The sequence below is a fragment of the Enterobacter cloacae complex sp. HYC033_NIDB genome, assembly GCF_056673335.1.
Window position 1 is genome coordinate 82,803 of the sequence record NZ_CP115124.1, and the last position, 17,559, is coordinate 100,361.

The 17,559-nt window shown below is 51.1% G+C and carries 30 protein-coding genes; 5 read left to right on the forward strand and 25 right to left on the reverse strand.

Translation table 11 applies throughout. The annotated features are described in order from the left end of the window. Window positions 1-2: 2 nt before the first annotated feature. The gene (locus O1721_RS23945) at window positions 3-491 is read right to left on the reverse strand and encodes a DUF1643 domain-containing protein (protein ID WP_001273096.1); all 489 of its coding nucleotides are present in this window, start codon (window positions 489-491) and stop codon (window positions 3-5) included. Window positions 492-587: 96 nt separating this feature from the next. Between O1721_RS23945 and O1721_RS23950 the strand changes: the two genes are divergently transcribed. After that, window positions 588-923 (forward strand): hypothetical protein, encoded by a 336-nt coding sequence (locus tag O1721_RS23950; RefSeq protein WP_000683477.1) that lies wholly within the window; start codon window positions 588-590, stop codon window positions 921-923. Window positions 924-937: 14 nt separating this feature from the next. Here O1721_RS23950 and O1721_RS23955 read toward each other — a convergent pair whose 3' ends face one another. The 4 genes from O1721_RS23955 to O1721_RS23970 all read right to left on the reverse strand — a co-directional run bounded on the left by O1721_RS23955 (window position 938) and on the right by O1721_RS23970 (window position 2,866). Then, entirely contained in the window at window positions 938-1,408 is a 471-nt protein-coding gene (locus O1721_RS23955; protein WP_001281821.1) for a hypothetical protein, read from the reverse strand. Beyond that, window positions 1,401-1,772 (reverse strand): hypothetical protein, encoded by a 372-nt coding sequence (locus O1721_RS23960; RefSeq protein ID WP_000516918.1) that lies wholly within the window; start codon window positions 1,770-1,772, stop codon window positions 1,401-1,403. Before O1721_RS23960 ends, O1721_RS23955 begins: the two co-directional genes overlap by 8 nt. Before the next feature lie 10 nt (window positions 1,773-1,782). Then, window positions 1,783-1,977 carry a hypothetical protein gene (locus O1721_RS23965; RefSeq protein ID WP_000343597.1) on the reverse strand — a complete coding sequence of 65 codons (195 nt, stop codon included), beginning with the start codon at window positions 1,975-1,977 and terminating at the stop codon, window positions 1,783-1,785. Between the two features lie 340 nt (window positions 1,978-2,317). After that, on the reverse strand, window positions 2,318-2,866 hold the full coding sequence (locus O1721_RS23970) for a hypothetical protein (protein ID WP_001061573.1): 549 nt from the start codon (window positions 2,864-2,866) through the stop codon (window positions 2,318-2,320). A gap of 162 nt (window positions 2,867-3,028) precedes the next feature. Between O1721_RS23970 and O1721_RS23975 the strand changes: the two genes are divergently transcribed. Together O1721_RS23975 and O1721_RS23980 are read left to right on the forward strand one after the other, a co-directional pair. Then, window positions 3,029-3,379, forward strand: coding sequence for a type II toxin-antitoxin system RelE/ParE family toxin (locus O1721_RS23975; RefSeq protein WP_000270043.1), 351 nt, complete (start codon window positions 3,029-3,031; stop codon window positions 3,377-3,379). Window positions 3,380-3,383: 4 nt separating this feature from the next. After that, window positions 3,384-3,686, forward strand: coding sequence for an XRE family transcriptional regulator (locus tag O1721_RS23980; RefSeq protein ID WP_000124640.1), 303 nt, complete (start codon window positions 3,384-3,386; stop codon window positions 3,684-3,686). Window positions 3,687-3,712: 26 nt separating this feature from the next. On the opposite strand, the gene O1721_RS23985 is transcribed toward O1721_RS23980, so the two are convergent. The 18 genes from O1721_RS23985 to O1721_RS24070 form a co-directional block, all read right to left on the reverse strand. Next, on the reverse strand, window positions 3,713-4,006 hold the full coding sequence (locus tag O1721_RS23985) for a hypothetical protein (RefSeq protein WP_001239998.1): 294 nt from the start codon (window positions 4,004-4,006) through the stop codon (window positions 3,713-3,715). Between the two features lie 88 nt (window positions 4,007-4,094). After that, a complete protein-coding gene (locus tag O1721_RS23990) occupies window positions 4,095-4,367 on the reverse strand; it encodes an HU family DNA-binding protein (RefSeq protein WP_001043046.1) in 273 nt (90 codons plus the stop codon). Window positions 4,368-4,424: 57 nt separating this feature from the next. After that, on the reverse strand, window positions 4,425-4,952 hold the full coding sequence (locus O1721_RS23995; RefSeq protein ID WP_001210659.1) for a thermonuclease family protein: 528 nt from the start codon (window positions 4,950-4,952) through the stop codon (window positions 4,425-4,427). Window positions 4,953-4,954: 2 nt separating this feature from the next. Beyond that, a complete protein-coding gene (locus O1721_RS24000) occupies window positions 4,955-5,146 on the reverse strand; it encodes a hypothetical protein (protein WP_001270409.1) in 192 nt (63 codons plus the stop codon). 25 nt (window positions 5,147-5,171) lie between these two features. Then, the gene (locus O1721_RS24005) at window positions 5,172-6,029 is read right to left on the reverse strand and encodes a hypothetical protein (RefSeq protein WP_001167036.1); all 858 of its coding nucleotides are present in this window, start codon (window positions 6,027-6,029) and stop codon (window positions 5,172-5,174) included. Beyond that, window positions 6,016-6,246, reverse strand: coding sequence for a hypothetical protein (locus O1721_RS24010; RefSeq protein ID WP_000972665.1), 231 nt, complete (start codon window positions 6,244-6,246; stop codon window positions 6,016-6,018). Before O1721_RS24010 ends, O1721_RS24005 begins: the two co-directional genes overlap by 14 nt. Continuing rightward, complete coding sequence (locus tag O1721_RS24015) at window positions 6,246-6,764, reverse strand: nitrite reductase (protein ID WP_000210757.1); 519 nt, start codon at window positions 6,762-6,764, stop codon at window positions 6,246-6,248. The genes O1721_RS24010 and O1721_RS24015 overlap by 1 nt, the downstream gene beginning before the upstream one ends. After that, a complete protein-coding gene (locus tag O1721_RS24020) occupies window positions 6,761-7,207 on the reverse strand; it encodes a hypothetical protein (RefSeq protein WP_000919343.1) in 447 nt (148 codons plus the stop codon). The genes O1721_RS24015 and O1721_RS24020 overlap by 4 nt, the downstream gene beginning before the upstream one ends. Continuing rightward, a complete protein-coding gene (locus tag O1721_RS24025) occupies window positions 7,207-7,566 on the reverse strand; it encodes a hypothetical protein (RefSeq protein WP_000422769.1) in 360 nt (119 codons plus the stop codon). The genes O1721_RS24020 and O1721_RS24025 overlap by 1 nt, the downstream gene beginning before the upstream one ends. A gap of 57 nt (window positions 7,567-7,623) precedes the next feature. Continuing rightward, entirely contained in the window at window positions 7,624-8,052 is a 429-nt protein-coding gene (locus tag O1721_RS24030) for a hypothetical protein (protein WP_000591076.1), read from the reverse strand. A 33-nt stretch (window positions 8,053-8,085) separates the two neighbouring features. Next, window positions 8,086-8,946, reverse strand: coding sequence for a DsbA family protein (locus O1721_RS24035; RefSeq protein ID WP_000139696.1), 861 nt, complete (start codon window positions 8,944-8,946; stop codon window positions 8,086-8,088). A gap of 15 nt (window positions 8,947-8,961) precedes the next feature. Continuing rightward, entirely contained in the window at window positions 8,962-9,921 is a 960-nt protein-coding gene (locus O1721_RS24040) for a S49 family peptidase (protein WP_000829617.1), read from the reverse strand. Continuing rightward, window positions 9,921-10,775: a hypothetical protein gene (locus O1721_RS24045; RefSeq protein ID WP_000539391.1), complete on the reverse strand. Its 855-nt coding sequence runs from the start codon at window positions 10,773-10,775 to the stop codon at window positions 9,921-9,923. Before O1721_RS24045 ends, O1721_RS24040 begins: the two co-directional genes overlap by 1 nt. 4 nt (window positions 10,776-10,779) lie before the next feature. Continuing rightward, window positions 10,780-11,073 (reverse strand): hypothetical protein, encoded by a 294-nt coding sequence (locus O1721_RS24050; RefSeq protein ID WP_001370730.1) that lies wholly within the window; start codon window positions 11,071-11,073, stop codon window positions 10,780-10,782. Between the two features lie 10 nt (window positions 11,074-11,083). Continuing rightward, a complete protein-coding gene (locus O1721_RS24055; RefSeq protein ID WP_000057876.1) occupies window positions 11,084-11,557 on the reverse strand; it encodes a hypothetical protein in 474 nt (157 codons plus the stop codon). 96 nt (window positions 11,558-11,653) lie between these two features. Beyond that, window positions 11,654-12,175: a hypothetical protein gene (locus O1721_RS24060; protein ID WP_000648873.1), complete on the reverse strand. Its 522-nt coding sequence runs from the start codon at window positions 12,173-12,175 to the stop codon at window positions 11,654-11,656. A gap of 2 nt (window positions 12,176-12,177) precedes the next feature. Beyond that, complete coding sequence (locus tag O1721_RS24065; RefSeq protein WP_000393783.1) at window positions 12,178-12,699, reverse strand: hypothetical protein; 522 nt, start codon at window positions 12,697-12,699, stop codon at window positions 12,178-12,180. Between the two features lie 4 nt (window positions 12,700-12,703). After that, window positions 12,704-13,312 (reverse strand): hypothetical protein, encoded by a 609-nt coding sequence (locus O1721_RS24070; RefSeq protein WP_000849069.1) that lies wholly within the window; start codon window positions 13,310-13,312, stop codon window positions 12,704-12,706. A gap of 267 nt (window positions 13,313-13,579) precedes the next feature. Between O1721_RS24070 and O1721_RS24075 the strand changes: the two genes are divergently transcribed. Both O1721_RS24075 and O1721_RS24080 read left to right on the forward strand, forming a co-directional pair. Further along, the gene (locus O1721_RS24075) at window positions 13,580-14,695 is read left to right on the forward strand and encodes a phosphoadenosine phosphosulfate reductase domain-containing protein (protein WP_000946104.1); all 1,116 of its coding nucleotides are present in this window, start codon (window positions 13,580-13,582) and stop codon (window positions 14,693-14,695) included. A 17-nt stretch (window positions 14,696-14,712) separates the two neighbouring features. Next, window positions 14,713-15,147, forward strand: a complete 435-nt coding sequence (locus O1721_RS24080; RefSeq protein ID WP_004201092.1) for a hypothetical protein — start codon at window positions 14,713-14,715, stop codon at window positions 15,145-15,147. A gap of 1,036 nt (window positions 15,148-16,183) precedes the next feature. On the opposite strand, the gene O1721_RS24085 is transcribed toward O1721_RS24080, so the two are convergent. Together O1721_RS24085 and O1721_RS24090 are read right to left on the reverse strand one after the other, a co-directional pair. Then, entirely contained in the window at window positions 16,184-17,284 is a 1,101-nt protein-coding gene (locus tag O1721_RS24085; protein WP_001348532.1) for a RepB family plasmid replication initiator protein, read from the reverse strand. Next, window positions 17,269-17,556: a hypothetical protein gene (locus O1721_RS24090; protein ID WP_000127321.1), complete on the reverse strand. Its 288-nt coding sequence runs from the start codon at window positions 17,554-17,556 to the stop codon at window positions 17,269-17,271. Before O1721_RS24090 ends, O1721_RS24085 begins: the two co-directional genes overlap by 16 nt. Window positions 17,557-17,559: the final 3 nt, after the last annotated feature.

A 17,559-nucleotide genomic window follows, 5' to 3' on the forward strand; every position in this document is an offset into this window, starting at 1 on the left:
AATTATTTTCCTCCCCAGGGCACAAGTTTTGTCGAATATCCAAGCATTAGTGGGTGCTTCGGGTCCCCCGAACCAGTCACGCCAAATGCCAATACCGGCTTCCCAGATGCAACGAGCTGCTCTAAAAGCCTGTCCAAATGAACATGCAAAGACTTAGGCAGCTTAGTTCGGCTCCCCCAGCAGGGCACCAAGACATCAGCATCCCGAATAATCCTTTCCAAGTGGATTTCATTTTCAGGCCCGACAGGATCAACCGCCGTAGCCAGCTCTCGAACGTCGGTCGCCCGAAAAGCAAAAGCATTACCGACTATGAATCGCCTCCCTCCGTTGACCTTGGTAAACCCTATCCACTTTCTGACCGTGTGATCGTCCTCGGTGGCCGTGGCCGTAGAGCCGTTTACACCAAAATAACCGAACACAAGGCCTTCGGGTTGCACATCCCTTTCCAGACGGTATCTGTACATGCCGCACTTGCTGATAATTGCACTCAAAGTGTCACCTCTTTTTGAATGAAAAACGCCCTTTCACAGTTGCATTTTTTAATGCTGTGATAGGATAAAAGTGTAAGTTGAAAAGGAGAGATGACCATGAAACATGTACTGAATATCGCGCTGATGGCTGTTGTTGTTCTTGGCCTGGCTATGCTTGAGGCAACCAACTGGGGTTACGCAGTGCTGGCTATCCCGGCAGTGATTTGGGCCAAGCCGGTGCTCAACCTTCTGCACAAACTGCCGGTTCTGGCTGCTGCTTTTTGGATTCTGGTTGCTGTTTTCGCGTGGCAAGCGGCACTTGTTGGTATCCTGTTCTATGGCGTACTTGCGACCCCTAAAGCGCCAGCAAACACCAATGGCAAAAAAAGCCGAAAAGCCAATCTGATGGGCACTTACAGCTACGACTTTAAAACCGGCGAATGCTTTAGCTAAGACTGGCTCCACGGTTATTTCTCCTCAGCCTTCCTGATGGGCGCTCTCAGCGCTCTCAGGACAGCTTCTTCAAGAGCTGCGGCCCCTGCCCTATCACGTCGCTTTGTTAATGCCCCATATTGCTTCCTGATGGGTAGCATCAGCTCTTCGAGTTCATTGCGCTTCCTATCGTCGGCTTCAAGTTTCTCGCTTCGCGCCAAGGCTTCGGCTTGCTCGCTTTTTGCTTGCCACTCTATCTTGTCGCCTTGCACTTCCCATGCTTTAACGTAATGAGCATCATCCAGACCTTTTGCTCCGTTGTCCGAAAACGAGGCCCCTGAGTAAATGCCACCGACAACCCAGCGCCTTTTGCTTTTTCCCTTTGAGAAATACATCTCACGGCCTAAAACACCATCGCGCAAAGTGGCTACCGAGATAAAGAGCCCAGCGTCCCCTTTCCTAAAGCCGCAGAACACAAACTCAAGCGGTTCGTATAAATCACTCATGCTGATCACTCCGAAGAACAGACAAGACCTTCTCAGCTCGCTCCTGGAGGTCTATGAGTTCGGCAGCATCATTACCGCTCAATGACATGCCCCCGCCATAGAGGCGATACTCAACGCTGTCCATCGCCTGGCGAAGCAATCCTAGAAGAGCATTCACGTTTGCCGGTGTTGATAGGGCGACGGCTTCACCTTTCAGCTCACGTCCATTAAATTCCGACCACTCGGCTATGCCTGTCAGTTCGCAACAATTTGAGCAGGACATACTGGCAACATTCTGGGGATCGTCTGGACAGTGTCCATTGATGACAAAGTTCATCTCGTCACTGCCGCACTTTCCACAAATGATGTGTACTTTTTTGCCCATGCTGCTGCCCTTAGTGGAGAGTCTGCTCTTCCACAACAATCATCCCGTCAACCAAGCTGATTGTGGCGGGACCGCAGTTACCCAGCACCTCAGCTTTGACTCCGTTGTTCAACGCGACATAAAGCCGTCTCGCCCCGTTGGTGACGCGGATGCCTTTCTGGTCGAGTTGTTCAAGCATTTCTTCGTAGGTAATTTTTTCGTCCATCAGTTCTCCTCAGCAAGGATCTCGTCGATGAGGTTCTTTGCTATCAATCTGGCATCCAAAGGGACAGCCAGGCTGTCAATTCTGCCTCTTTCATGGGCAACAATGAGTTGCGCCTTCCAAGCTATCCCGGAAAGAGAAGCATCAGGTTCTTTACCTGAGCTTCTCATACATCTTGCGTTTCGGTACGCCGCCAGCCACTCAGGTCTGGTTGAGTTATAACGCCCAAGGCCAGCTTTTCGTTGGAAGCACATTCATCGCGCACCTTTACAGATTCATTTTATGATACTGTAAACAATAAAAAGACACCTTGCAAGACTTTCACATGTGAAAGTTTTCTGGTTTACATCTGCTCGCTTGGATCAAACCCCAGAGCCTTGCACACGTCATCCAGGTCATCGAGCGTGAAGAATCCCAGCGTCAGCTCCCCGGAGCGCTTCGCGGGGTTATAGCGAATTTTGATGGGCCTACCCGTCGCATCGCTCATCAGGGTTTCCAGACGCTTAATGTCAGCATCCCTATCCACTTCTTTGCCCTTCGCTATCGCCTCATATGTATGAACCGGTGTCCTGGTATGCAGGAGATCCCTCAGGAGCTTTTCTCTCTTGCTGATAGGTAACTTAGCCACGGCTCTCACATGTCCCAGGGTGATCTTGCGTGGATTTCTGAGCCAGAGTGTGAGCTCTTCCTCCGACAGCGTACCGGCGCGTTTCAGGTGTGTAACCGTGTATACCTTCTCAATCCCCAGTTCCTCTCTGATCTGACTGTTTGAGCGCCCCTCTCCGCTTAGGAACGCGACCACATAGGCCTTTTCTGCATCAGTCATGTCTGGATGCTGGTGGTAGTAGTCAATGGCTTCTCTTGCGTCGAGCAGTAGGGGCAGGTTGTTCATTCAGTACACCTTTTAGTCACATGACTATATTGAGGCCTATTCTACCCCCTATTTTAGTCACATGACTACTTACCGGCATTTCGTCCCCCATAGCCGCCGATTTTTCTTGATTATAGGTTTGAATCTATATAGGATTGCACCTATATTAAGTAAGGAGAAACCATGTGGGTCATCGAGACAACTGACACCTTTGATGAGTGGTTCGATGCACTGGATGATACCGATAGAGCCAACGTGCTGGCTTCGATGATGGTGCTGCGAGATAGAGGTCCCATGCTGTCGAGACCATACGCGGATACTGTTAACGGTTCATCCTACAGCAACATGAAAGAGCTGCGGGTCCAAAGCAAAGGAGATCCTATCAGGGCATTCTTTGCGTTCGATCCAAAGCGTAAGGGGATTCTTCTCTGCGCCGGTAACAAGACCGGGGACGAGAAAAGGTTTTATGAAGTAATGATCCCAATTGCAGACCGCGAGTTTGCGGCGCACTTGGATAAATTGAAGAAGGAGTGACGTTATGGCAAGAACTCTTGACCAAATGCTGGCAACAGAAAAGCCTGAGGTTGTTGCCAAAGCACAGAAAGCGGCCACTGAGATGTTACTGAACATCCACTTGGCAGAGCTTCGTGATCGCATGAACCTTACCCAGGGGGAAATTGCTGCATCTCTGGGTGTGAGACAGCCGACAGTCTCCGAGATGGAAAAACCTGGACGAGATCTCAAGCTGTCGTCCATTAAGCGGTACGTTGAGGCCTCCGGTGGCAAGCTACGCCTCGATGTTGAACTTCCGGACGGCACCCACTACGGCTTTGCCGTTTAACTCGATACGCCCCGTTATGGGGCGTATTACTTATCTTGCACTTCCTCCAGCCGTTTGCGGTATATCTCTCCTGCACGTTCCCTGCCATCGTCGGTCAGCCTAAAGGCCAGCTTTAGAGAAGCATTCCGGTACTTGTTCAACAGGCCATTCTCCACCAGCGTGTGGCATGACGTTCGGAAGTTCGTTCCATGAATACCGCTCTGGCGAGCTGAGTTGATCATCTCCAGTATTTTTACACCTGGTACAGGCTCGGCTTTTCCACCGGCCTCAATTGCGTATAGAATGAACAAAACGTCCTTTTGAGTTGACGACAACCTCATTCCGCCCCCTTATTCATGTCTGATATGAATAAGGCTCCCACGAAAGGAGCCTTATGTAAACCTTATTCATGTGTCACATGATTAAGATCTAGTTCACGGAGTCTTTCAACCCCTTACCAGCTTTGAACCCAGGAATGTTGGCCGCCGCGATCTGGATGTTCTCTCCAGTCTGGGGATTCCGTCCGGTTCGCGCTGCGCGTTCCTTAACGTGGAAAGTACCAAACCCAGTAAGCGCTACTGTCCCACCCGCTTTAAGCACCTCTTTCACTGAGTTGATCAGCGCATTTACCGCAGCTTCGGCCTTTGCTTTGCTAATATCAGCGTCTTCGGCCACTTTCATAATCAGTTCGCTTTTGTTCATCGTTATTCCTGTTTGTTTTCTTGGTTACTGTTTACACCTGCATACTCTGGGGTGTGGTTAGTGCTTTCTTCGCCACTCCCAAGGGGGAGTTCTCTCCGATTCCGGTAATGCCCAGAGACCTCGCTTATCGGCTTTGGCCTCGGTCTCCAGCTTGAACAGCTCCGGTGTTTTGGCGTACTGCCGGTACACCCACGCACTCCCAGAACGGACCATTTCGGCATTGACCCATTTGCCATCGACATAGAGATTGGCAACCAGGCGGCCATAACGGTCTTTGTCGATTTGCTCCACTTTGATCATTCGACCAAACACCAGATCTGATAAGGCCTGCTTCGCCTTTGAGCCGTATGGCTGCTTTTTCTCTGGAGTATCGATCTCCGCGAGCCTTACTCGGTACTGGATCTTGCCACTCCGGCAGTCTTTTCCGGTATCGCAGCTTTGTTCCGTTAGCACTTTGACCGTATCACCATCAGACACCCCCACAACCTTTGCAGTGAAGGTCTCTGCCCACACATGAGGAGCCAGCACCAGCATTGCTGATAGGAACGCTGAAATCCCCGTCTTTTTTGCAAAACCGAACCTCATAATCACTCCATCTTTTTTGCAGCCGGTAGAGCCTTGGCCCAGCAGAGCATTGTTTTATCCGCCTTGCTGTCTACGATTCGACAGGCATCCCAGTTAAGAGATGACCAGTGAGCAATGGCAGAGGCCAACCAGTACCACGGTGCAGTAAACACCGGCAGGCCCCCTTCCTTCGTTTTAAATACCTGGTATCGCATGTTGATCCTCCTGTTTGGGTGAGGCTTAGGCCTCGTAATAGAAATTTTGTGTGTCCGGATAAGGTTTAAAGCAATGAGCTGTGGCTCGCCCAAGGGAAAGCACCGTAGCATCAGCTTCCGGCTCTTCCTCGGTATCTTTACGAGACTCCCCACCAAGTTGCGTTACCCATTCGGCAGCGAGCCGCACCCCCTCATCAAACGGCACTTTGTTCTTTTGGAGCACATCAAGATAGGAAAGTAGCAAGCAGTGAGGTGTGATGACGGCGGTGTTCCAATCGGTTGCGAGCCGAGTTTCGGCCATGTCAGAAAACCAAAAGTCTACTTGATGCTTTAATCCTATTTCAGCCATCATGCCATGCTTGCCAGCGGCCTTTCTGCCTTCCTCTACTACCTGAACCGGGGCGTCCCAGTAGAGGATTTCACCATCCGCTTCTTGGGTCGCGCACGTTGCACCTTGCGGCCAATGCCTCCGTTCCATAATGAGCTCGCAGAGTGTTTGGTTGCCTACAGGAGCCTTGTAGTCCTCATCGAGATTCACCACGATGGTTTCCGGCTCCCGTTCAACTGGTGGCAGGTATCTGGCGACCAGAGGCATTGTCAAAATCACAGCCCCATCCATGTGAAAGGATGTTGGTGCCTTCACTATTCGGTCCATTACCCAGCACCAAGCATGAAGCAACCGATCCTCTACATTGTCGTCAGCCTCAATCTCTTGAACGAACTGGTTGAAACGAACCTGACTATCCAGAAACAGGCCTGTGCTCTGACACTTATCGCTGATCGTATGAATGAGCTCCGCCTGCTCCAGAAGCATTTCTCGGGTGACTTCTTCTACATCACCAAATGCTTCAAACAACTTTGTCATGTAGTCACGAATTTGCATGTTCTTCCCCCTCGGCATCGAACTGCTTTGCAAGCTCAGGATCACCTGCCCAGCGAAGGGCGTCTCCCATATGCGTGAAAGCGCGTTTATTGTCATCTTGCTTATTCACTCTGACCGGCGTCTTTTGGTCACGAGGCTGTAGTAGCCAGTACCCGGCCTCTTCCTTGATTAGTTCTGCGGCCACCAGCAAGCCGCTCTTCGTTGCAATGATCATCATCAGCTCCCGTGGTTAAGCCAGTAGGCATAGACAGTGATGGCAAGGCCACCCGCGAGCACAATGACTGCGGCGGTACGCTGGACCCACTTCGATGCACCAAACCGCGCCAGGTGTCTCCCCAGGAACTGGAAAGGAGCCGTCTTTCCGATAGCGCGAATCACCCAGGTGATTGCCAACAGAAGGATGGCTGTGGCCGGGTATATACCAACCCCTAAGAGATTTACCTCTCCGACCGCGAGTTGATAGATGAATGCCAACAGCATGGCTACCGCAGTCAATACGGCCACAACCTTGGTCCCGTTCCGCCAGTCCCACGCTCGACGTGCGTCACTGGTAAAACTCACCATCGAGACAAGGAACGGCATAAATGGCAGGTTCATGCTGGTGGGTTTATCCATGAATGCGTCAAGACCCACAAACATGGCCGTCATCACCACATAGAACAACAGGGCGGGGACAAGCATGTCGCGTAAAGACCGAACCTGGTTGGCGTTCGCGTTTTGAGTATTCGTCGTCATTGTGTTTGTCCCTTCAACATTCCCCATAGCTGACGGTGAAGATCAGCGATTACCTTGTACGTCCCCTTCACTGCTGGTTGCTCAAGGGTCTTGAGCATCCACAAAGCAATAAACAGGCTGGAAAGCAGTGCCACCACCAACTGGATGTTGTGGCTGCTCAAATAGACGGCATAGCCGTTTAGGCAGGCACTCAATAGCAGCCAGACCCTGGCCGTCATCAGCCCCCAGCGGTGATAGGTCACGAGCAGGTAGGCTGTTACGACAGAACAGAGTGTCATTGCACCAGAAGTGGCTAGGTAAACGCCCCATGTACTGGCCTCGCCAGCGACGTAAGTGCCACCAATGGAGAAGGACAAGCCAAAGATCCAAATTGCTGCATTCCGGAGTAGGGCATCAACAATGATGTAACTAGCAGCGAGATTGATAATTCCGCGTTTTAGCATTACCCCCTCCCGTTATTCTGATACCTGCCCAGCTCAGCCCTGAGCCTATTAATTTCCTCCGTGGCTTCGGCCAACTGCTCCCGATACTTCTTGAACTGCTGATATGAATGCCAGGACTGTCCCTTCGATACTGACTTCGTGATGGCGGCGACCTCATCCGGCGTCAACCGGGTGAGCTGCTCTTCCGGGTAGATCAGGATGGTGTTGCTGTCCCAATCAAACCCAGCATGAATTGCTTTCACCCCTACGGTAGGGGTTCCACCAATCCCTCCAGGCTGGTGGATGACAAGCCTCAAAGGGGCTGAGGCCTTGTGGGGGTGAAGGCTATCGAGAGCATTTTTTGCTTCTTGTAACTCCATTGGTACACCTCATAGTGAAATCAGGCCCCTGAGGGACCTGACTTTCACATGTGAAAGTTAATTTGCATTCTGCTGTCTGACAGAAACCCTCAAGGCCAGCGCCTTTTGCATGTCGGGCTGCTGGAAACGCACCTTGGTCCGTTCAGGCCAAGTGTCCATCTCATTGCATCGCAGGGTGTCGATAGCCGCATCACGGTAAACCTGATAAAGGTCGGTTCCACCAATGGAGTTAATTGCCATCATGGCGGCAAACATCGAGTTACTGTTCATGACGCTGGTTAGAGTCTCCGGGGTTATGGGTTTGTCGCATGACTTGTTGAGGGCAACCAGCAGGTCATTACCAACCAGAGCACAGGCAGCACATACCTGTTTGGTATCATCCAGGGCTTTCGTGTATTCGTTGCTTGTCTGAGGGACGCTTGAGCAAGCCGACAGGACAAGCAGCCCCGCCAGAAGGCACCCCAATTTAGTTGTAATCTTGATCATCAGTTCTCACTCCACTTTCACATGTGAAAGTTTTTATTGGTTCGCTGAGTCGTCTTGTTGCGACTCAATCATCATTTTTCGCATCACCGCCATGATGGCTTGTGCCGGTTGAGCACCACCGAGTAGCTGACTCTTGCCTGTCTGGTTGTCTACAACAAAGGTTGCTGGAGTACCATTAACGCCGTAACTCTTGGCTTTCTGGATGTCAGCTTGAACTTTATCTTCGTGCTTGCCAGAGCTGAGACACTCACGGAAAGCATCCAGATCAGCACCAACACCCGTGACAACAGAGGCCAAGTCAGAAACACCGGCACCGTTGCCTTTGCTGTGATGGAAAATCTCATTCACGAAGACCCAGAAGCCACGGTTGCCCTTCTGTTCAGCAATACATTCAGCGGCCAACGCTTCCTTGTGAGCTGCCGGGTTATGGAAGTCGAGAGGCATGTGCTTCCACTGCCAATTCACATTGCCTTTACTGGCATCCACAATTTGCTTGGGCGTGTCGTGGAATTGCTTACAGAAGGGGCACTCCATATCAGAGAACTCCACCAGCGTGAATCGGGCACCAAGGTCCCCATAGATGTGTTTGCCGTCTTCGACCTTTTCAGGTGCCGCCTCGAACTGGGCATACTTCTGATCGATGTCGGCTTGTTGTTTCTGCGCGACAAACTTATTGATGCTTTCGGCCACAGCAGCCTCAAACTCTGCCTTGCTTTTGAAGGTGACGCCTTCGGCATCTTTCACCTGGTTGACCGTGGACTTCACGTTGGCGATCTCTTGCGCCAGATCCTTCTCTTTCACGAGCTGGTAGATTCCGAACCCGGTTCCTACGAGCCCCAAAATAATGGCGGCAAAAACCCCGAGACGTAGTGATTTGGTACTTTGTTCTGTCATGTCAAACTGCTCCTATCAGTAAACTTTCACAGCGCTGAGTTCTTGCACGAAGGAACTGGCTTCGAGCTTCGCTCGTTGGGTCAGTCGCCGGATGATGTCTTCGGTTGGTGTGTAGTCCACCAAGTTGCTCTGGTGGATGACGTCTCGCGCCACGGAGTTCAAACTCCCCAGGCCATCAATCAGCCCAATTTCTTTGGCCTGCTCCCCGTTCCAGAGCAATCCAGAAAACACCTCTGGGGCGTCTTTCAGTCGATCACCCCGCCCAGCCTTCACTCGTTCGATGAACTGCTGGTGGGTTTTCGATAGAACGCCCTCCCAGAATTTCTTCATATCAGAGGTAAGAGGGGAGAATGGGTCGAGAAGCGCTTTGTGCTCTCCGGAAGTGATTGCCCGGCGCTCGATGCCGAGCCTGTCCATCAAGCCGGTGAATCCAAACCCTGAGCTAATGACGCCGATAGAACCGACAAGACTGGCGCGGTCAGCATAGATTTCATCCGCAGCAGAGGCGATGTAATAACCGCCAGAGGCACCGATGTCATCAATGATGGCGTAGACCTTTTTCTCCGGATGAAGGGCTCGCTGCGCCTTCACTTCTTCATAAATCCGTCCTGCTTGAACCGGGCTACCGCCAGGGCTGTTTATGCGAAGCACGACAGCTTGTGAATTCGGGTTGTCGAATGCTGCTTGGATGGACGGGATAAGGTGATCAGCATCGGCCAGTGTGCCAGCAGCAATTTCACCACGGATGTTGATATACGCGGTGTGAGGGGCTCCAGCCTTGGCGCTTTGCCACGGCATCCCACCCGGATTAGATGCCAAAATGATGAAGCCGATCATGAGAAGCACGAAACCTGATGCGCGAAGCACACGCAACATGGTCCGCCAGCGCCGGTCTTTCACCTGCTCTTTATGCAGGGTGAACATGTACTTCTCAATGAGCTCTTTCTCCCAGGGGATCTCTTTGTTTTCTGCCATTAGTCTTTCCTTTTGCATGTTTCGATTATCTGTCCCCAGAACTCTTCATCAGCGCTATCAGCCCGGTCTTTGACTTTCTGGTAAACAAGGTTGGTGTTGAGCTGATGCTCACGACAGAACTGGGCAATGTTGCTGTAGGTCCTGTCCAGATAGGTGAAGGGTTTCCCTTTACCTTTTTTCTTGGCGAGGATGAGTTTCCACTCATCATTGGAGAGTTTGTCTGCGGCCTTCCTTGTGTCCGCAATGCGCCTACGCACCGTTACCGGATCAAGTCCATGCGCTCTGGCTATACTGGCAACGCAATTGAACTTCCGACCGTCAATCATGACTGTAGGCAAATCACCAGCGGCAGCCTCCTTGAATCGGAAACCTCTGTACCCTGGCCTGAAGATCCCAGGAGCAAGTTGCTCACGGAACTCGATTGCTTGTTCTGACCTGACAAACTTGCTGTCGATTTTGCCGAGCATGTACTTAGCCCGAGCGATTACCTGGTAAAGCATCTTTTCCAGGAGCATGGCGTCAGCAGCTCGACTCGGAAGACCAATATCGTCTTCTTGCTCGATACCCAACATTTCTGCATGGCTGGAGCCTTCGGCATGTCGGAAACAGCCGTCGTACTCAAAAAGAAAGGAGGCCAAACCTCCTCTCAGCTTTGCTTTGAACCGGGTGTTGGCCGCGTTCTCTGGCGCTGGTGCCAGCTCAGAAACTTCAAGCCCTAAATTTGCGGCCAACTTCCGTAGGTCTTCCTCTCCAATTCGGCATCCAGGCTGCATAACCTGCGCCAGAGCAGATTCATCAGCACATCCGCGTTCTTTCAGCTCAGCCAAGAGGTAGGGAACTCGTACTACCCCCATAAGCTCAAGCTCCCTGAATCGCGTGGACCACCAGCTCACAGAGTTTCCCGTACACAGGAGCAAGGCAGAGTGAAGCCATCACCATGCCAAAGGCTTTCGATGGAGCCTCTTTGGCGAACTTGGTCAACCACGGCATCATGCCGCACAGAGCAGCAACCATAGCGCCAGCCACCCCTAGGGAAGGGAATGCCATCACTTGGGCCAGAATGAAGAAACACTGGGCGTATGCCGCATGGGTCATCGCCTTCTTATCTGCTGCCGTGAACTCCACGGCATCTACGCTTTTGACTTTTTCCATCACATTGTCCTCATGCAACATCAGGTTTTCCGAAAAATTTTTCATACACTTCGAGGTCGAAGGCCAGCATGGTCTTTGCCGCCTTTTCACTAAGCTGGTGGAGGCTAAGCATCTGAACCTTGTCAGTGCCGGTCACTTGCAGATCCACTGCGAACCACGTCCCACCTTTGGTTACGGCCAGAACTTGCACCGCCCAGGGCTTATCCAGTCGTTCGGGCGGAGTGATCATGTTCGACACTTTGGCGACCGTCGCGGTTGAACCTACCCAGTGCTTGTCGAACGCAATAACGTTCAACGCTTCAAACGCATCCTTCGCAGCTTTAAACCGGCTACGGACAGCATCTTGTTGCTTCCAAGCCATGAACTGGATAAGGGTCATTCCACCAGCCATAAGGGTGAGAAAACTCAAGCCATTCGCAGCAGCTACGACCGTCGCTACCAAGGACCCCAACATGACGAAGCGGTTATGTTTAAGCTGGGCCACTATTCACCTCCTATACCAACCAGCGTACAGGACTTTTCAAAAATGCAACCCCGCCTAGCTGCCCAATTCGGGCAACCCTAATTCAATCCAGAACTTTCACATGTGAAACTTTCCGCCACAGGAACAGGAGGTTTTTACCTGACCAGAACGGATGGATTGATAGCGGTGCCACAACTTGACCACTTCTTTTTCGCTGAGAAGGTTTGTCTTGATGTAACGGACTCTATCCCCGTCCGCTGTCTCAACAACGGTTCGGACATAGCCGTACTTGGCAACGGGTGCCTTGTACTTGTGTGACAGAATTACCCGGTAAACCGAGAGCTGGATAATGTCCGACTCATAGATGTGGTTTACCTGGCGCAGCTTGGTGTCCAAGGGAATGAGAACCCCATTCTTGGCTTTGTACACCTGATCAACCCTGCCGTGCATGGGCACCGGCTGTGTGGTTGATATGTCCTGTTCGGATAAAAACAGAGTGGCCGAGCGCAGCTCATAAGGCATGTTCTCTGATTTCCACCACGCCCAGGTGTCTCCAATGCCGCGTTTGCGCCACTGGTCCACTTTCGCAATGACGAAAGGTGCAATGATAAGGACGAATATCCAGAGAACTGCCTTCATGACTACCTCAGGCCCCTAAACCACTCTGGATGATTGGATACATCCATGTTCTTAACCTGTGATGAGAAGACCAGTAGCTCTTGGGTCGTCAGGACGGTCTCAGGAGCCCGAGCGATGAAAGGTCTCAGCAATCCAGAACCCGCGTAGATATTGATGACCATATGCAATCGCTCTGTTGTTCCAGACACTCTCCGCCAGCTCCGGTAGGTTTCTGTTGATTTGGCATAGCCAACCAAGGCAGGAGCCAGCGTATCGGACTCCTTCGTATTCAACTTCCCTTTTGCTGCCTTCGATACGAACTCAGCGATCACCGAAGCCAGCATGTCGGAGGTAAGGTGAAGCGGCAGCTTTATCGTGTCGAAGTCAGCCTTCTTGATGGTGAACAGGCGGATGTGATCGTTGCGGTAGTCACGCACATAGATGACATGGCTCTCAAATGGGTTGGAGTGATTAAAGGCATCCATACCCCAGCCTGCGGCCTCAAGATGTGCGTTTGATACTGACTTGTCGTAATCAAATTCCACGCTATTACTCTCCGTCTTGTCGTTCAGGAACTTTCACATGTGAAATTTTTCCGTCGGTCATGATGTCCAGGACGGCTTTGCCCAGTCTCATCCCTTTATGGTTTTGAACGGGGTCTCCCTTGTAGAAAAATCCTGGCTCGTTATCGGGATGGAATACCCCGTGAGGAATGTTGTCGTGATCGCCAAGCCACATGCGTAGCCTCAGATCCACCAACCACCCATCATCCAGGACAACCCAGAAATGCGGTGTCACGATGTCCTTGGTCTGTTCGTTTCGCACAAAACCATACATGCAGTCATGAGGTACACCCGCGTCATTGAGTAGGTGGCTTACTGCCCATGTCATGCCGTCACATTCCATCTGGCAGTCATCCAAGGTCATAAGGACGGCTTCCAGTTCCCGGTGCCACTCCGTCATTTGCTTGGCCGCAGGTTTTACCACCAGCTCGTTTTTGTTTTCTGCCAAGATGATGTCTTCCTCATCAATATTGCATTCGTCTATCGCTTCCGAACGGATGGATACCGCTTCATCCCAGTCATCGCTCGATCCGAAAATGCTCCAACCCTCAAGACCGTAATTCACCCATACGATGAACCGCTTTATCGTTTTCATGTGCGGCCCCCTTTAACCGTGCAACGTTCCCACATACTCACCCCCTCAAACCGTAACCACACCAAAAAACCACTTCTTGATGATTTTCAATCAGCAAGACAGGTTGCCCCTGAACTAACCTCACCGAAAAACCACCTTTAGATTGCTTTCTGGTGCTTATCAAGTTCTCCTGAGTGACTGGTCGTTCTGAAAACTTTACTTTTCACAGCATCATTTTATAATACTGTAAATCATAAAAACAACCCAGTAAAGAAAAAAGAGCGACTTATGTTGAGACGAGAAAACCAAGGAGATTTGTTCGATGACCAGGTGGTGTTGCCATCACTGGAGTCGGTTCTTACCGGTATATCTTCCAGTCAGCGTTGTGACGATAGAACAACGTACTTCTCAGCGCCGGATGTGGACTTGAGTTTGTACGACCACATCATTGTTTGCCTGTCTGGAGGCAAGGACTCGATTGCTGCGTACTTGCGGCTGGTGGACATGGGTGTTGATAAGTCAAAGGTGGAGTTCTGGCACCATGATGTTGATGGTCAGGAAGGTAGTTCGTTGATGGATTGGGCCTTCATGCGTGATTACTGTCGTCAGCTCGGGGAAGAACTGGGTGTCCCAATGTACTTCTCGTGGCTTGAGGGCGGCTTTGAGGGCGAAATGCTCAAAGACAATGCCTATAGCCACCCCCATCGTGTAGAGACGCCTGAGGGGCTTCTGGTGCTGCCTAGAGACCATAAGCGCTCTAAGCCTGGTACACGCCTTCGTTTCCCTCAGCAATCGCCATCACTCCAAACAAGGTGGTGTTCATCAGCCTTGAAGATCGATGTTGGCCGCAGAGCTCTTAATAACCAGGAGCGCTTCAAGGGGAAGAAGATCCTTTTCATCACTGGTGAGCGCCGGGAGGAAAGTGCAAACAGATCCAAGTACAACCAGCTTGAGGCTCATGCCTGTGACAGAAGATATGGGAAGACTGCACGGTTAGTTGATGCCTGGAGGCCCGTTCTTCATTGGACTGAGGAAGAGGTATGGGAAGTAATCGAGCGTCACCGCATTCTGGCCCCAGTCCCTTATCGCCTTGGTTGGAGCCGGTCTTCGTGTATGACCTGCATCTACAACTCACAGCGTATCTGGTCCACTATCCGTCACTACTGGCCTGAACGAGCTGGGAAGATTGCTCAGTATGAACAAACCTTTGGTGTGACGGTATCAAGAAAAAAAATCGACGTAATAGATTTAGGTTCTGCTGTTGCGCCGATACAGATTAGTGATGTTGAGGCATTGGAGCAGGTATCCAGAGAGGATTACACGCTCCCGATTTTTGTGCCGGAGGGGCAGAAGTGGGTTCTCCCTGGTGGCGCATTTGGCCGAGAGGCCTGTGGTTCTGATTGATTTGTGCAGAGGTGGTAATGTTGGATTTTGTTTTTTTGGTGTTTTTGGGGCTGGGCATATCTATGGTGCTGGTGCGTCGGTCTTCCCGTAAGGGGATGGATCTTGAACTGACATGGCTCCAGTCGTTGAAGGTTGTGCTGGTTCGTGGAGCTGTTGCATTGGGTCTGGGGTTTGGCATTGGCAGGCTTGTATTGATGGGGATGCAGTATGGTTTCCTTAGTGAGTCTGTCCTGAGGGAACATGCACTTGTCTCCGTAGCGGTGGTGCTGATCTGTGGGCTTGGTTCGTTCGTTGCGTTTCACTGGATCATCGGGAGGATCTCTGGAAGATCGATCAGCGTCGTTTCTGTGATCAAAGCTGTGGTGTACGAGTCTGGTTACTTTGTGCTGTCGATGCTTATCTTGTTAGTGATACTCGTCCTGTTCGGCCTTGCATACGAGACTTTTCTCTAAAAAACAGTGTTGATTATTTTTTGCTCAGCGATCAAAAGGATAAATATAAAGATCTTTAGATCTTTGTATAAAGGATTAAAAGCGGTTAAAAACAGGTTAGGCGCTCTGAGTTGTCATTCAACGCATTGATATTGCTGGCATTTTCATATTTATTCCGTGCAACGAACCCATAGGTTGCCGTGCAGCGAACCCATAGGTTGCCGTGCAACGCCCCCACATACCCTTGGATCTTATCCACTGTTATCCACACGGAACCCCTTTTTTTTCCACAAAATCCTTACAAAACAGAGCTTTCGTGCAGCGTTCCCACATATCAGAACTGGTGTTCGTGCAGTGTTCCCACATGTCTAAGGTTATACGTGCAGTCAGCCCATATATTCTCTTCTTAACGTGCAACGTTCCCATATATCAATTTTGGTCGTTTTTTGCTCCGTGCAGCGTACCCACATGTGATCGTGCAGCGCTCCCACATACCAAAACCCCGTTTATGCACAGGAAATGTGGATAACTTTTGGCCTCTTTTTATGTGAGCACGATCACTTTATGGACTATTGGAGTCATTTTGACTGCCTTTTTAGGTTTGTCCTGATCTGTCAATCTTTGTTCTGCTTCGTCAATCGTGCAGAGTTCCCATATATCGAGAGGTTCAGAACCTGCTTTCGTGCAACGTACCCACATATCAAATCTCATAACGTGCAGGTCCCCCACATCCTCACCCTTTAACTATCAATACCTTACGGGAACCACTCTACGGGAACCACTGGAGCAGCATGGCACTTATCCTTCGTCGTGGCTTACGCTTGCACGATACTGAGACTCGGCTTGCAACTACCGTGCAACGTTCCCATATATCGAGCCTCAGCCCACGAAGCATCTGGGGTCACGTTCGCTCTATCCGTGCAGCTCCCCCATATGCGGAGGCATTCCGTTTCCGGTCTTTCCTTGTGGGCGTACCTTGTGCGCTTTCTTCTGGCATAAAAAAAGGCGCTGACGCGCCTATCTTTCTTTTCCCTGGGGTATTGGGAGCTTCTGGTGGCTACCTCCCCTTACGCTGGGGTTCATCAATGATGTCGTGGTCGATCATGCCTTGCTTGATGGCCCGTAGCTCTGTCTGCTGCTTACGCTTGTTGGACGCCATCACCTGCTTCACGAAGTTCTCATGAGGCCTTATGACGTACCGCACGTCGATGACTCTGCGGCCATCCTTGATCTGGTTCGCGTCGTAGTCGCTTATGACCTCTTGTTTGATGAGGGCCTCCAGAGCGAGCTTCATAGCTCTGACGTTCTCCGGCATCCGTGGGCTCAATTCACGAGGGCTCTGTGTCAGGAAGCTGATAAGCGATGGCGTGTACGGCGAATCTGGCGATGCTTGAGTCCAGTAGTGGCTCATTCGCTTGTAGATGTACCGTGCAAGAGGGGAGCGGATTTGCATTCCGATTTTGTAGTTGTACTGACGAAACGACAGATTCATGATCGATTCGTTTACCAGCGGGTTGAACTGCACATAGCACCTGGCGTTCCCGCCTTTCTTGCGAAACTCACCTCTGGTGGTAAGTCCCACCATCGGGAAGAAGCTGGAGCTGATGAAGGCTTCGCCGTCATCACTGATACATTCGAGTGTTGCGCCACGACAAACCTGGATTGCTTCCTTGATTTCGTTCAGGTTGTAACCGTGACCCATCTTCGAGAGCTCTTTCTGGAGTTCGTACAGAGTGAACATGACTCCAGCCTTGCCCTCGATGATATGGCCTTTCCCGTTCACTGCGAGCTTGCGTAGAGCATCCTCAAGGATTTCCTCTCGCTGTCCCGCGTAGATCAGCACGGTTCTTCCGTCATCCTTCTCGATGATGGCTGGCTTCACCTTCACCGTGAAATGCTGGCCTCTGATGGTGCATTGTCGTGTCACTACAGCGTTGGATAAATCTTCATGCTCACGCTTTTGGTCCCAAATGTACTTCGGCAGCGCATCGTAGATCTCGATGGTGTTGGAGTAGTCGTCTTTCTTGGCCGGAGATTCAATGATCTCAAACAGGCTCATTTGCGGTGAGTCTTTGATTACGTCGAGTTTCTCCAGGTCTTTGTCTTTGGTTCTCTTGCTCATGATTGTTCCGTCGATACTTTCTAGCTGGTGGTCCATGCCGCCAGCATTGTCAATGCTCCCGCTGCTACCGTCGCTGAAAACACTAGCTGGTAGATGCGACGCTTAGCCCCCGCAGTGCCGCTCATAAAACGCAGGGCTGCCGCTTCATATCGGAAATGAGCGAACTCACCCCGAAGGGTGCTATCTGTCCCCTGTGGCGATTGTGGGCGCTTTGACAGGGCAGGGCGAGGATGGCTGGCGACTTTCTTGATCATCGCTTCACATTTCCCCAGTTTCGCCAATTCAGTGGCCGCTACAGATGCTGTCATGTT

What these genes read in the sequence shown, in the direction of transcription:
- O1721_RS23950 (WP_000683477.1), top strand. Translation starts at nt 588, where the DNA reads ATGAAACATGTACTGAATATCGCGCTGATGGCTGTTGTTGTTCTTGGC.
- O1721_RS24005 (WP_001167036.1), bottom strand. Translation starts at nt 6,029, where the DNA reads ATGCAAATTCGTGACTACATGACAAAGTTGTTTGAAGCATTTGGTGAT.
- O1721_RS24030 (WP_000591076.1), bottom strand. Translation starts at nt 8,052, where the DNA reads ATGATCAAGATTACAACTAAATTGGGGTGCCTTCTGGCGGGGCTGCTT.
- O1721_RS24050 (WP_001370730.1), bottom strand. Translation starts at nt 11,073, where the DNA reads ATGGAAAAAGTCAAAAGCGTAGATGCCGTGGAGTTCACGGCAGCAGAT.
- O1721_RS23955 (WP_001281821.1), bottom strand. Translation starts at nt 1,408, where the DNA reads ATGAGTGATTTATACGAACCGCTTGAGTTTGTGTTCTGCGGCTTTAGG.
- O1721_RS24000 (WP_001270409.1), bottom strand. Translation starts at nt 5,146, where the DNA reads ATGCGATACCAGGTATTTAAAACGAAGGAAGGGGGCCTGCCGGTGTTT.
- O1721_RS24020 (WP_000919343.1), bottom strand. Translation starts at nt 7,207, where the DNA reads ATGCTAAAACGCGGAATTATCAATCTCGCTGCTAGTTACATCATTGTT.
- O1721_RS24075 (WP_000946104.1), top strand. Translation starts at nt 13,580, where the DNA reads ATGTTGAGACGAGAAAACCAAGGAGATTTGTTCGATGACCAGGTGGTG.
- O1721_RS24015 (WP_000210757.1), bottom strand. Translation starts at nt 6,764, where the DNA reads ATGACGACGAATACTCAAAACGCGAACGCCAACCAGGTTCGGTCTTTA.
- O1721_RS24010 (WP_000972665.1), bottom strand. Translation starts at nt 6,246, where the DNA reads ATGATGATCATTGCAACGAAGAGCGGCTTGCTGGTGGCCGCAGAACTA.
- O1721_RS23990 (WP_001043046.1), bottom strand. Translation starts at nt 4,367, where the DNA reads ATGAACAAAAGCGAACTGATTATGAAAGTGGCCGAAGACGCTGATATT.
- O1721_RS24090 (WP_000127321.1), bottom strand. Translation starts at nt 17,556, where the DNA reads ATGACAGCATCTGTAGCGGCCACTGAATTGGCGAAACTGGGGAAATGT.
- O1721_RS23985 (WP_001239998.1), bottom strand. Translation starts at nt 4,006, where the DNA reads ATGAGGTTGTCGTCAACTCAAAAGGACGTTTTGTTCATTCTATACGCA.
- O1721_RS23965 (WP_000343597.1), bottom strand. Translation starts at nt 1,977, where the DNA reads ATGGACGAAAAAATTACCTACGAAGAAATGCTTGAACAACTCGACCAG.
- O1721_RS24060 (WP_000648873.1), bottom strand. Translation starts at nt 12,175, where the DNA reads ATGAAGGCAGTTCTCTGGATATTCGTCCTTATCATTGCACCTTTCGTC.
- O1721_RS24035 (WP_000139696.1), bottom strand. Translation starts at nt 8,946, where the DNA reads ATGACAGAACAAAGTACCAAATCACTACGTCTCGGGGTTTTTGCCGCC.
- O1721_RS23980 (WP_000124640.1), top strand. Translation starts at nt 3,384, where the DNA reads ATGGCAAGAACTCTTGACCAAATGCTGGCAACAGAAAAGCCTGAGGTT.
- O1721_RS23995 (WP_001210659.1), bottom strand. Translation starts at nt 4,952, where the DNA reads ATGAGGTTCGGTTTTGCAAAAAAGACGGGGATTTCAGCGTTCCTATCA.
- O1721_RS23960 (WP_000516918.1), bottom strand. Translation starts at nt 1,772, where the DNA reads ATGGGCAAAAAAGTACACATCATTTGTGGAAAGTGCGGCAGTGACGAG.
- O1721_RS24025 (WP_000422769.1), bottom strand. Translation starts at nt 7,566, where the DNA reads ATGGAGTTACAAGAAGCAAAAAATGCTCTCGATAGCCTTCACCCCCAC.
- O1721_RS24045 (WP_000539391.1), bottom strand. Translation starts at nt 10,775, where the DNA reads ATGGGGGTAGTACGAGTTCCCTACCTCTTGGCTGAGCTGAAAGAACGC.
- O1721_RS23975 (WP_000270043.1), top strand. Translation starts at nt 3,029, where the DNA reads ATGTGGGTCATCGAGACAACTGACACCTTTGATGAGTGGTTCGATGCA.
- O1721_RS24070 (WP_000849069.1), bottom strand. Translation starts at nt 13,312, where the DNA reads ATGAAAACGATAAAGCGGTTCATCGTATGGGTGAATTACGGTCTTGAG.
- O1721_RS23970 (WP_001061573.1), bottom strand. Translation starts at nt 2,866, where the DNA reads ATGAACAACCTGCCCCTACTGCTCGACGCAAGAGAAGCCATTGACTAC.
- O1721_RS24080 (WP_004201092.1), top strand. Translation starts at nt 14,713, where the DNA reads ATGTTGGATTTTGTTTTTTTGGTGTTTTTGGGGCTGGGCATATCTATG.
- O1721_RS24085 (WP_001348532.1), bottom strand. Translation starts at nt 17,284, where the DNA reads ATGGACCACCAGCTAGAAAGTATCGACGGAACAATCATGAGCAAGAGA.
- O1721_RS24040 (WP_000829617.1), bottom strand. Translation starts at nt 9,921, where the DNA reads ATGGCAGAAAACAAAGAGATCCCCTGGGAGAAAGAGCTCATTGAGAAG.